Raw genomic sequence first — 9,778 nt, forward strand, 5'->3', positions numbered from 1 at the left:
AACCCAGGTCTCGGCGTCATGACCGTGAGAATGACCGCCCTGGCGGGGACCGGCGTGCTGGTCCGGCTCGCGCTGCGCCGCGACCGCCTGCTGCTGCCGATCTGGATCCTGGTGATCGCAGCCATCCCGGTGGCGACCGCCTCGGCCATCGCCGAGCTGTACCCCGACGTCGGGTCGCGCCTGGCGCTGGGCGCCACCATCATGGCCAACCCCGCCCTGCAAGCCCTGACCGGGCCGATCTTCGATCCCACCTCGGTCGGCGGACTGACCGCCTGGCGGGCCATCACCTTCGCCACCGTGCTGGCCGCCCTGATGAGCATCATGCTGGTGACCCGCCACACCCGCGCGGAGGAGGAGAGCGGGCGGGCCGAACTCATCGGCGCCGCCCCGGTCGGCCGCTACGCCCTCCCCGCCGCCGCCGTACTCGTCACCGGCCTGGCCAACCTGCTGGCCGCCCTGCTCCTGATCGCGGGTTTCGCCGGGCAGGGGCTACCGGCGGCCGGGTCGATCGCCTTCGCCGGGGCGGTGGCGGGCGTGGGCCTGGTCTTCGCCGGGATCGCCGCGGTCACCGCGCAGCTGACCGAGAACGCGCGCACCGCCAACGCCCTGGCCATCGCCGTCCTGGGCCTGTTCCTCCTCCTGCGCGCGGCTGGAGACGCGGCCGGGGCAGAGGCGGTGTCCTGGCTGTCGCCGCTGGGCTGGGCGCAGCGGACGCGCGCCTTCGCCGACGAACGCTGGTGGCTGCTGGCCATCGTCGCCGCCGTCGCGATCCTGCTGGTGGCGGCGGCCGATCTGCTGGCGCGGCGCCGCGACCTCGGCGCGGGGCTCCTGCCCTCCCGCCGGGGCCCTGCCTCCGCCGCGGCGTCCCTGAGATCGCCGCTCGCACTGGCCTGGCGGCTGCAGCGGGGTCTCCTGCTCGGCTGGGCCGCCGCCTTCGCCGTGGCCGGCGCGGTATTCGGGTCGCTGGCCGCCGGCGTGGGCGACATCGTCGGCGACAACCCCCAGATCGCCGACATGCTCGCCCGGCTCGGCGGCGCGGGCGCCCTGACAGACACCTTCTTCGCCACCCAGCTGAGCCTGTTCGCCCTGGTGGCCGGCGGCTACGCCGTCCAGGCCACCCTGCGGCTGCGCGCGGAGGAGAGCATCGGGCGCGCCGAACCGGTGCTGGTGGCGGCGGTGCCGCGCTGGCGCTGGCTGGCCGGCCACCTGGCCTGCGCCCTGGCCGGATCGGCCCTCATCCTGGCCATCGCCGGATTGGCCGCCGGCCTCGCGCACGGGCTGCGCATCGGCGAACCCGCGACGCAGGCGATCCGCATCCTGGGCGCCGCCCTGGCCCAGATCCCCGCCGTCTGGGTGCTCGCCGCGATCACCGTCCTGCTGTTCGGGCTGCTGCCGCGCGCGACCAGCCTCGCGTGGGCGTTCCTGGTCGTCTTCGCCCTGCTCGGCCAGCTCGGGGAGCTGCTCCAGATCGACGAGAGGATCCGCCGGCTCTCCCCGTTCGCGCATTCACCCTCCCTGCCCGGAGGAACGATCGCCGTGGGTCCGTTGATCGGGCTCTGTCTCCTCAGCGCGGCACTCATGGCCGCGGGCCTGGCCGGTTTCCACCGCAGAGACCTGAACAGCGATTGATGGCCGCGCGATCGCTGCACGAACTGGCCGAGTCACAGCTGTCCGCGACGACGCCGCAGGCTCGTATCCGGGGCCGCGAACTGGAGATGGCAGGGGCGGTGCAGGTACTGCGCTTCACCCCGCGCATGGTCGTCGCCGAGGTGGATGATTCGACCACCCGCGTGGAGATGGGCGTCACCGATGAATACCTGTGGTGGTACTGCTCGTGCGTGGAGGGCCGGACGGGAGCGTTTTGCGGGCACTGCGTCGCCACAGCGCTGGCCATCGGCCGTACGCCCAGGTGAAGAAGACTCCGAGATCAACGGCGACTTCCGCCCGCGCATTTGTTCCGATCCGCCCCGGCGGCCGGCTCACGCGGACTGTGTGATCAGCATGGCCAGCGCCCAGACGAAGAGCGCGGTCTGGATGAGGAGCTCACGCCAGCCACGCCGGGGAGCGGCCTGGCTGGCATACGACAGCGACTTGATCGGCATGACCGGCGGCGCGGGGGACCTGTCTGCGCCCAGCGGCTGGTCGAAGCGGTGGAAGAACACCTGGGTCAAGGTCAGGCCGAGGCCGGTGATGAAGCTGAGATGCTCCAGCCCGACGGCGGCCTGAAGAGCGACCAGGACGGCCATCAGCACCAGCAGAATGTCGTCAAACATCTTGATGAAACGTCCCTCACCACTGTAGACGGCGGCGATGCGCTCGATCCGGGCGTCGCAGGGGACGACGAAGAAGTTGATGAACTTGATCAGGGCCTGCAGGATGTACAGGCCGAGCAGGATCTTCAGGGCGGTTTCCATGACTGTCCCTCCGGGGTCAGGGGCCGAACCAGGTCGCGATCATGTCGGGGTCGGCCAGAACCAGTGAGCGCGCCGGCAGACCCAGGTTCTCGCCAACCCCGTCACCGACGATGTCGCTCAGCAGAGGGAGGATCCGATCAGCGAGGGCAGGGCGCATCTTCTGCCGGACGATCGCGTTGTCGTCGGAGTACCAGACAGGGAGCAGAGCCTTCAGCAGGTCACGCTGGAGGTTCTTCCAGCCCGCCAGGGTCGTGAAGAACCTCTGCAGCCTGTCGAGCGCGGGTAGCGAACGATCTCGGGCGATGAGAGCGAGATGTCCCTGCAAGGTGTCCGCGGTTCGCTCGATCAGCGCCTCCAGGAGCGCCTGCTTGGAGTCGAAGTAGTGGTAAAGCCGCCCTTGGAGGTGCCCGCCTCGGCCAGGACGTCCTGGATGCTCATCTGCTCATAGCGCTTGGTCTGGATGAGCCGCTGCGCGGCATCCAGGAACTCGCCGCGGCAGAACGCGTTCCCGGGCGCGACATGCCGACCCGGCAAGCCGCCGTCAGGTCCCTGATGACTGGCTCGGCAGCGGAGAGGGCCGCTTGTCGCCATGCAGTCAGCGATCACAGAAGCATGATCTTGGGCAGCTGTGCGCGCGTCGGGTCGTGGAACTGCCCCCGAGCGCGGGGCCGGGCGTCACCGTCATCGTTCGCCCCGGTCGAACACGCGCTCACAGGCGCGGAGGGCTCGTCGCCGTCATCATGGCGCGCGGAACTGGCGATACAACGCCCGTTGGCTGCTTGACGGTTGGGACCCCAGCGTAAATGTGGGCACGTTGGCCCGGAATACCGGGTCTCAATACTTCCTCAGGGAATCCTCAGACTTCCACCAAGTGGCGTGCCTACGGACGGCCCGATGATCGAACGGTCCCGGTCCGCTACCGGTCCGGGGACCGAATCGGAAGAATGGATCGGAACATGACCACACCCAACGGCGCCGCCACCGTCATCGGCGCTGGTACGGCCGGGCCCGGCGACCGCTCAGATCATGGACGGAGCCCGATGATCGATGCGGAGAGGCCCAGGACCTACTGCGAGGCGTTTCAGCGGACAGCGGCGGTGGATCCGGACGCGGTCGCCCTGCGCACGGTCGGCGGTACCGCGACCCTGACCTGGGGGGAGTACTCGAATGAGGTACGCGCGGTCGCGGCCGGGTTGAGCGCGATCGGGGTGGGCCGAGGCGACACCGTCGCGCTGATGATGGCCAACCGGCTGGAGTTCTATCCGCTGGAGGTCGGGGCGCAGCACCTCGGTGCCACCTCGTTCTCGGTGTACAACACGCTGGCCCCCGAGCAGCTGGCCCATGTGCTGGCCAGTTCCGGTACCAAGGTCGTGATGTGCGAGGAGCAGTACGTCGAGCGGATCCGGCGTTCCGGCGCCCCGCTCGAACACGTGGTGTGCGTCGATGGCGCGCCTGAGGGCACCATCAGCGTCAAGGAGCTCGTCGGCCGCGGTTCGCCGGACTTCGACTTCGAGGCGGCGTGGCGGGCGGTGCGTCCGGACGACGTTTTGACACTGATCTACACCTCGGGCACGACCGGCCAGCCCAAGGGCGTGGAGATGACCCACGAGAACCTGTTGTTCGAGGTGTACGCCGTCGCCGAGGTGCTGCCGATGGCGTTCGGTGACCGGACCACGTCCTTTCTGCCGAGCGCGCACATCGCCGACCGGGTGGCCGCCCTATATTTCCAGGAGACGATGGGCACGCAGATCACCGTGGTGCCCGACGCGCGGCAGATCGCCGTGGCGCTCGCCGACTGCCGGCCCACGATCTGGGCCTCCGTACCCCGCGTGTGGGAGAAGCTCAAGGCGGGCATCCTCGCGAGCGTGGCGGCCGAGCCGGACGAGACCAGGCGGCAGGGGCTGCTGTGGGCGCTGGACGTCGCCGCGCGCAAGACCGAGGCCGGCATGACCGGAGCGGAGCTGCCCGCGGAGCTGGCCGCCGAGTACGCCAAGGCCGACGAACTGGTCCTGTCCAAGCTGCGCGCCAAGCTGGGGCTGGACCGGCTCAGGTGGGCGGTCTCCGGCGCGGCGCCGATCCCGAAGGAGGTCCTGGCCTTCTTCAGCGGACTGGGCGTCCCGATCGCGGAGGTCTGGGGCATGTCGGAGCTGAGCTGCGTCGCCAGCGTGACATCGCCGGCCGAGCACCGGCTGGGCACGGTGGGCCGGCTGCTGCCCGGGATGGAGGGCAGGATCGCCGAGGACGGGGAGTTCCTGGTACGCGGGCCACTGGTGATGAAAAGCTATCGGGGGCAACCGGCGAAGACCGCGGAGGCGATCGACGGGGACGGCTGGTTGCACACCGGCGATGTGATGACCGTGGACGGCGACGGCTACCTCACCGTCGTCGACCGTAAGAAGGAGCTCATCATCAACGCGGCCGGCAAGAACATGTCACCGGCGCACATCGAGAACGTCATGAAGGCCGCATGCCCCCTGCTCGGCGGCATCGCCACCATCGGGGACGGGCGGTCGTACAACACCGCGCTGGCCGTGCTGGACGCCGACGCCGCAGCCGCCTACGCCGCCCGGCACGGGCTCCCGGACGCCTCCGCCGCGGCTCTGGCCGCCGACGCGGACGTGGTTGGCCAGATCACGGCGGGGATCGCCGCGGGCAACGCCAGGCTGTCTCGGACCGAACAGATCAAGCGGTTCCAGATCCTGCCGGCCTTCTGGGAGCCGGGCGGAGACGAGCTCACCCTGACCTCGAAACTACGCCGCAGGCCGGTCGCCGAGAAGTACGCCGCCGAGATCGAAGCGCTGTACGCCGACCGGCCAGGAGCGGGCGTATTCGAACCCGAACCGGCACCTGCCTCGGCCGCCTTCTAGTCCGAAGTCGGCCCGGGTGTGAGCCGGAAAGGGCGGGCAGGGTGAGCAGGCGTGAGGGCAGCAGCGCGATAGTCGTCGGCGCGGGTATGGCCGGTCTGGTGACCGCCCGGGTCTTGAGCGACCATGTCGACCGGGTGCGGATCTTGGAGCGGGATCGCCTGCCCGAGGACGCGATCCCGCGTAGCGGTGTCCCGCAGGGACGCCACGCCCATATCTTGCTGGCTGCCGGTCAGTGGGTGCTGGATGGCTGGTTTCCGGGCCTTGCCGACGAACTGCGGGCAGAGGGCGCGGTTCCCCTCGACTCCGGCGGACTGGTGTGGCGCCAAGGGGGCGCCTCCTGGACAGCGTCCGATCTCGGCTTGTGCGCCTTGTCCATGAGCCGGCCCCTGCTTGAGACAACAGTCCGCAGGCGGTTGCTGCGGCAACGGCCCAACGTGTCGGTCGCTGACGAAACAGCGGTGGACGGCCTGCTTCTTGAGGATGGCAGGGTGGTCGGTGTTCAGGTCGACGGCGCGCGGCACCGGGCTGACCTGGTGGTCGCGTGCTCCGGCCGCCATACCCGTTTCCTGGACCTGCTGGCCGAAAGGGGGTTTCCAGCACCAGAGATGTCGGCTGTCCGCATCGACCTGGCCTGCGGCACGCGAGTGGTGCCGCGACAGCCGGACGACCTCACCCGCGCCGTCGCCATCGAGGTCGACGACCCGGCCCAGAGCCACCGCATGGGCCGTATGGTGCCGGCGGAGGGCAACCGATGGATCATCACGCTCGGCTCCTTCCACGACGATGCACCCCCGATCGAGCCGGCCGCGTACGAGGACTTCGCCCGTTGCCTGCCGTCGCCGCTGATCGCCGACGTCCTGGCCCGGACCGAGGCGCTGACACCGGTACTGACCTATCGGATGCCCACCAGCCGGCGCCGCCACGTGGAACGGCTGGACCGGACTCCGGCGGGGTTCCTGGTGCTCGGAGATGCCATCTGCAGCCTCAACCCCCTCCACGCGCAGGGGATGTCGTCGGCGGCCCTGCAGGCCCAGGCCCTGGGCCGGGCCATCGCCCGCCATGGCCTCACCTCGCCGCAACTGGCCCGTGCCTTCTACCGGCAGGCCGCCAAGGTGGTCGACGCGCCGTGGAGGCTCGCCGCCGCGGCCGACTTCGCCGACCCCTGCGCCGACGGCCCCGAATCGGTGGGCACCGGCCTGCTCAACCGCTACCTCGACATGGTGTTGCGGGCCTGCCGCACCTCGATCCCGGTGGCCCGCCAGACGCTGCGGGTGCAGAACCTGCTCGCCCGCCTCGCATCGCTGATGACCCCGGCCATGGTTGTGAGGGTCCTGCTGGCCGCCCGCCGCTCCCCAGCGGCGGCGACGAACCCAGCGGATCGTGAAGCCGGCAGCCCGGTCGGGTAGCCGGGTTCATTCGGTCAGGAAGGCGTCGATGCGGGTCAGGAATTCGGCCCAGGCCGGTTCGGACGGGGTGAGCAGGTGGTTGCGGCTGTCGAGCAGGACCAGCCGGCTGTCGGGGATGAGGGCGGCCAACTCGTTGGCCTGTGCGGCCGGGACGCGCGCGTCGTCGCGGGAGTGCAGGATCAGCGTCGGGCAGGCGACCCGGTGGGCGATGGCGGACACGTCGATCCGGGCGAACTCCTCCAGGAAGCGGACTCCGTTGGCCGGTGAGGTCGTCCGCCGCTGAAACGCGATGAACTCCTCCCAGTCCTGCGGCGTGCCGTCGGGCAGGAACTGGGAGGCGAAGACCTGCAGAAAGCTGGGATCCTGGATGCTCCAGCCCACTCGGGCCAGTTCCAGGTCGAGGGCGGCCGCGGCGCGTTCGGCATCGTCGCGGGCCCGGACCTGCCGTCCCTGGGCGTACGCCCCGGCGAGGATCAACCGGGTGACCCGCTCGGGACGGCGCGCGGCGTATGCCACCGCTACCGCGCCGCCTTGTGAGACGCCGAGCAGCGGGAATCGGTCGAGTCCCGCCGCCTCGACTACGGTGTCCAGGTCATCGACCCAGTCGTCGAAGCTGAAGCTGGGCACCTGCCAGTCCGACAGGCCGCACCCCCGCTCGTCGTAGCGGATCAGCCGGCGGTCGCGGGCCAGGCCGGCCAGCCAATGCGACCACACCGGCGTGGTCCACTCCAGGTCGAGGTGGCTCATCCAGTTCGCCGCTTTCAGCAGCGGCGGGCCCGTGCCGACGGTGGCATAGGCGATACGGGTGCCGTCCTCGGCCTGACAGAACCGGATCAACTGATGGTCCGCGCCAGCCGGCTCTCTCGCCGCTGCCGCCCCGACGCCGAGCCCGGGTCCGGGTCCGGCCGCGGGACCGGACCGAACCACCGAGGCCGGGGCCACGAACTGGTAACCCCGCCGGTGCACGGTGCGGATCAACCGCTGCTGCTCGCCGGTGTCCCCGATCGCCAGGCGTGCGGTCCGTAACGCCGTGGTGAGCGCGGCCTCGCTGACGAAACGGTCACCCCACACCTCGTCGAGCAGCTCATTCTTCGACACCACCCGATCCCGGTACGCCACCAGGTGACACAGCAGATCAAAAGCCCGCGGCTCCACATGGACCGGCTCACCGCCCCGGCGCAGCTGATGACCAGCGGTGTCTAATTCGTACTCTTCGAAGCGAAACGTCTCCCCAGCCACTGACGCAGCCTATAAGCCGTTGCTCGGAACTCGATTTTGCCAGGTATGAGAACGATGTCGTGGGGCGTGAGGAGCTGTGGATCTGATGTCCGTGCGCGGTTCACCCGCGGCCCGGCTCCTCCTCTGCCAGGAAGGCGTGCAGTTCGTCCAGAAACCGGGGCCAGGCCGGTTCGTCGGCCGTGAGCAGATGGTTGCGGCCCTCGAGCAGGACCAGCCGGCTGTCGGCAATGAGCTGGGCCAGTTCCGTCGCCTGCGAGACGGGAACGCGTGGATCGTCGCGGGAATGAACGATCAGCGTTGGGCAGGAGACCCGGCGGGCGAAGTCGGAGACGTCGAGGCGGGACTGCTCCTCCAAAAACCAGGCCCCGTTGGCCGACGAGACCGACCGTTTCTGGAAGCTGGTGAACTCATCCCATCGCTGCGGCGGACTTCCGGCGAAGAACTGGGAGCCGAAGAACCGCTGATAGCTGTTGTCCTGGGCGTGCCATCCGGCCAGGGTGAGTTTGAGGTCGAGGTCCGCCTCGTCGTGCTCGGCGGCGTCGCGCGCCCGGGCGATCCGGCCGCGGGCGTAGGCCGCGTTCAGGATCAGCCGGCTGACCCGTTCGGGCCGGCGCGCGGCGTAGGCCACCGCCAGCGGGCCGCCCTGGGAGACGCCGAGCAGTGGGAAGCGATCGAGCCCCGCCGCGCCGGCCACGGCGTCCAGGTCCTCGATCCACTCCTCCAGGGTGAAGCCCATCGTCCAGTCGGACAGGCCGTAGCCCCGCTCGTCGTAGCGGATCAGCCGCCGGCCGCGGGTCAGGCCCTCGAACCAGTGGGTGAACATGGGCATAGTGCGTTCCAGGTCCATCTGGCTCAGCCAATTGGCGGTCCTGACCAGGGGAGGCCCGGCGCCGGTGACGGCCCAGGCGACGCGCACGCCGTCCGCAGTCCGGCAGAACCGGATGGTGTCGCGGGCCCCCGTGGTCGTCTCGACCGCGGCGATCGGTACGGCGGTCGTAGCCGCCCCTGCGGCCGAAGCGGATTCGGTCGGCGCTACCGTCGTCTCGGCTATGAACTGGTAGCCGCGCCCCTGTACGGTGCGGATGAACCGCTGCTGGCGGCCGGTGTCGCCGATCGTCAGGCGGACGGCGCGCAGCGCGGTGGTGAGCGCGGCCCGGGTGACGAATTCACTGCCCCAAACCGTTTCCAGCAGTTCCCTTGGGGACACCACCCGGTCGCGGTGCTCCACGAGGTAGCAGAGCAGGGCAAAAATCTGGGGTTTGATGCGGATCGGCCGCCGGTCGCAGCAGAGTTGGCCGTGGCTTGGGTCCAGGTCAAACTGTCCAAAGTGGTAAGTTTCCGAGCCCACTGTCGCAGTCTACGCGGGTCATCCGTTGACCGTCTCCGAGCCGGCGTGGGCCACGTTCCTCCCGCGCAACGGCGCCCTGCCGGCCGCATGGATCGCGGGCCGCACCAGCCCGCTCGCGCAAGTCTCAAGCCCGCGAACCGTCGATCGAACACGGAAAATTCCGTGATGGTGACGATTGCAATCCCCGAAACCGAGGTATTCCGTGCCGGGGGAAACGGAATGTTCCCGGGTTGACATGCCGAAAGACGCCCCGTCGGTCACCTGCTCAGACTTCCTCATTTCTTCCTCATAATTCCCTCAGGTGTTCCCGGTTCCGTCAGGCATAAGATTCCGGCGAGTTCACACATGCGTTGCTCGCTGCCCTCCGTAAGGCATCCGAAAGTGCTCGCCCGCAATGAGCGCGGCTCAGCCACGAGGGGAAGGCGGCCGTCCGGCCGCCCGGACTCACCACTGTTTCACTCACGCCACCCGCCAGAGGGCGAGTGGCGCAGGTGCCCCACGCGC

General features: G+C 69.8%; 9 protein-coding genes. 4 read left to right on the top strand and 5 right to left on the bottom strand.

The genetic code is table 11. The features are described 5' to 3' along the window. Both Acor_RS41285 and Acor_RS41290 read left to right on the top strand, forming a co-directional pair. Positions 1-1,629 (top strand): ABC transporter permease (locus Acor_RS41285; protein WP_218034822.1); only part of this gene is annotated, 1,629 nt, incomplete at its 5' end. Beyond that, positions 1,629-1,913, top strand: coding sequence for a hypothetical protein (locus tag Acor_RS41290; RefSeq protein WP_155342207.1), 285 nt, complete (start codon positions 1,629-1,631; stop codon positions 1,911-1,913). The genes Acor_RS41285 and Acor_RS41290, both read left to right, overlap by 1 nt. Before the next feature lie 66 nt (positions 1,914-1,979). Here the strand turns inward: Acor_RS41290 and Acor_RS41295 are convergent, their stop codons facing one another. From Acor_RS41295 to Acor_RS41305, 3 genes are read right to left on the bottom strand one after another with little or no spacing between them, the layout of a single operon-like run. Continuing rightward, entirely contained in the window at positions 1,980-2,414 is a 435-nt protein-coding gene (locus tag Acor_RS41295) for a hypothetical protein (protein ID WP_155342208.1), read from the bottom strand. 16 nt (positions 2,415-2,430) lie between these two features. Next, positions 2,431-2,739 carry a hypothetical protein gene (locus tag Acor_RS41300; RefSeq protein ID WP_155342209.1) on the bottom strand — a complete coding sequence of 103 codons (309 nt, stop codon included), beginning with the start codon at positions 2,737-2,739 and terminating at the stop codon, positions 2,431-2,433. A gap of 20 nt (positions 2,740-2,759) precedes the next feature. Then, complete coding sequence (locus Acor_RS41305) at positions 2,760-2,948, bottom strand: TetR family transcriptional regulator (RefSeq protein WP_170317365.1); 189 nt, start codon at positions 2,946-2,948, stop codon at positions 2,760-2,762. Positions 2,949-3,370: 422 nt separating this feature from the next. Between Acor_RS41305 and fadD11 the strand changes: the two genes are divergently transcribed. Both fadD11 and Acor_RS41315 read left to right on the top strand, forming a co-directional pair. Continuing rightward, on the top strand, positions 3,371-5,281 hold the full coding sequence (gene fadD11 / locus Acor_RS41310; RefSeq protein ID WP_218034823.1) for a fatty acid--CoA ligase FadD11: 1,911 nt from the start codon (positions 3,371-3,373) through the stop codon (positions 5,279-5,281). A 41-nt stretch (positions 5,282-5,322) separates the two neighbouring features. After that, positions 5,323-6,687: an FAD-dependent oxidoreductase gene (locus tag Acor_RS41315; protein WP_155342211.1), complete on the top strand. Its 1,365-nt coding sequence runs from the start codon at positions 5,323-5,325 to the stop codon at positions 6,685-6,687. A gap of 6 nt (positions 6,688-6,693) precedes the next feature. Here the strand turns inward: Acor_RS41315 and Acor_RS41320 are convergent, their stop codons facing one another. Then, positions 6,694-7,926, bottom strand: a complete 1,233-nt coding sequence (locus Acor_RS41320) for an alpha/beta hydrolase (protein WP_155342212.1) — start codon at positions 7,924-7,926, stop codon at positions 6,694-6,696. Between the two features lie 100 nt (positions 7,927-8,026). Further along, entirely contained in the window at positions 8,027-9,274 is a 1,248-nt protein-coding gene (locus Acor_RS41325; RefSeq protein ID WP_155342213.1) for an alpha/beta hydrolase, read from the bottom strand. Positions 9,275-9,778 lie beyond the last annotated feature (504 nt).

Origin of the sequence: Acrocarpospora corrugata (assembly GCF_009687845.1) — a bacterium.
In the GTDB taxonomy this organism is placed as follows: domain Bacteria; phylum Actinomycetota; class Actinomycetes; order Streptosporangiales; family Streptosporangiaceae; genus Acrocarpospora; species Acrocarpospora corrugata.

Excerpts from the sequence above, each read along its gene's own strand:
- Acor_RS41290 (WP_155342207.1), top strand. The coding sequence starts at position 1,629 with ATGGCCGCGCGATCGCTGCACGAACTGGCCGAGTCACAGCTGTCCGCG.
- Acor_RS41295 (WP_155342208.1), bottom strand. The coding sequence starts at position 2,414 with ATGGAAACCGCCCTGAAGATCCTGCTCGGCCTGTACATCCTGCAGGCC.
- fadD11 (WP_218034823.1), top strand. The coding sequence starts at position 3,371 with ATGACCACACCCAACGGCGCCGCCACCGTCATCGGCGCTGGTACGGCC.